This is a genomic window from Nonomuraea antimicrobica (genome assembly GCF_039536965.1).
In the GTDB taxonomy this organism is placed as follows: Bacteria; Actinomycetota; Actinomycetes; order Streptosporangiales; family Streptosporangiaceae; genus Nonomuraea; species Nonomuraea antimicrobica.
Genome location: NZ_BAAAZP010000195.1, coordinates 1 through 1,211, shown reverse-complemented (window position 1 = coordinate 1,211; position 1,211 = coordinate 1). Strand labels below are relative to the sequence as shown.

The window sequence follows — 1,211 nt, the reverse complement described above, 5'->3', positions numbered from 1 at the left end:
CGCGTATGGGGCTGATCCGGAGTCGCGGTCGTTGCGTTTGGAGACGCAGGTCGAGCATGATCCGTCGGCTGCGAGCCAAGGATCCGGGCTGATCTGGTCCGCTACCGGTGCGGTGTCCAGCGGCTCATGCACAACGATGATCACGTGTTGGTTGCAGTCGCCGGTGGTGGCGGAAGGCAAGTTGAGGGACGGCTGGCTGATCCGCTGGCGGGTGCGCGTGTCCACCACTGGTGGGGTGGCGAGTCCGTGGTCGGAGTGGCAGGCCGGCCGGGTGGACACCTCCAAGCCGGTGGTGTCGGGCTTGTCGGCCTCTCCCGGTCAGGAGACTTCAGGGCTGTGGACGCTGTCGACGCTGCAGCCGTCCTTCTCCGCTTACGGGGCTGATCCTGAGTCGCGGTCGTTGCGGCTGGAGACGCAGGTCGAGCATGACCCGGGCGCGGCTGGTCAGGGTTCGGGGTTGATCTGGTCGGGCGCCGGTGCGGTGTCCAGTGGTTCGTGTTCGGCGCTGATCACATGTTGGGTGCAGTCGCCGGTGGTGACGGCGGGCAAGCTGAAGGACGGCTGGCTGATCCGCTGGCGAGTACGGACCTCAACCGCTGGCGGGGTGACGGGCCCGTGGTCGGAGTGGCAGGCCGGCCGGGTGGACACCTCCAAGCCGGTGGTGTCAGGGCTGGCAGCCTCCCCCGGCCAGGTCAACGCGGGACTGTGGACGCTGTCGTCCACTCAGCCGACATTCTCGGCTTACGGAGCTGATCCTGAGTCGCGGTCGTTACGGCTGGAGACGGAGGTCGAGCACGATCCGTCGGCCGCCGGGCAGGGTTCGGGGTTGATCTGGTCGGGCGCCGGTGCGGTGTCCAGTAGTTCGTGTTCGGCGCTGATCACATGTTGGGTGCAGTCGCCGGTGGTGACGGCGGGCAAGCTGAAGGACGGCTGGCTGATCCGCTGGCGAGTACGGACCTCAACCGCTGGCGGGGTGACGGGCCCGTGGTCGGAGTGGCAGCCGGGCCGGGTGGACACCTCCAAGCCGGTGGTGTCGGGCTTGTCGGCCTCTCCCGGTCAGGAGACTTCAGGGCTGTGGACGTTGACATCGCTGCAGCCGGCGTTCTCCGCGTATGGAGCTGATCCGGAGTCGCGGTCGTTGCGTTTGGAGACGGAGGTCGAGCACGATCCGTCGGCCGCCGGGCAGGGTTCGGGGTTGATCTGGTCGGGCG

The 1,211-nt window shown here is 68.0% G+C and carries 2 protein-coding genes; one reads left to right on the top strand and one right to left on the bottom strand.

What is annotated here, in order from left to right; all coding sequences use genetic code 11:
* The coding region (locus ABD844_RS43855; protein WP_344892721.1) for a hypothetical protein at positions 1-225 on the bottom strand (225 nt) is incomplete at its 3' end.
* Between the two features lie 10 nt (positions 226-235).
* Here ABD844_RS43855 and ABD844_RS43850 point away from each other — a divergent pair.
* On the top strand, positions 236-1,211 hold a 976-nt coding region (locus ABD844_RS43850), incomplete at its 3' end, for a hypothetical protein (protein ID WP_344892718.1).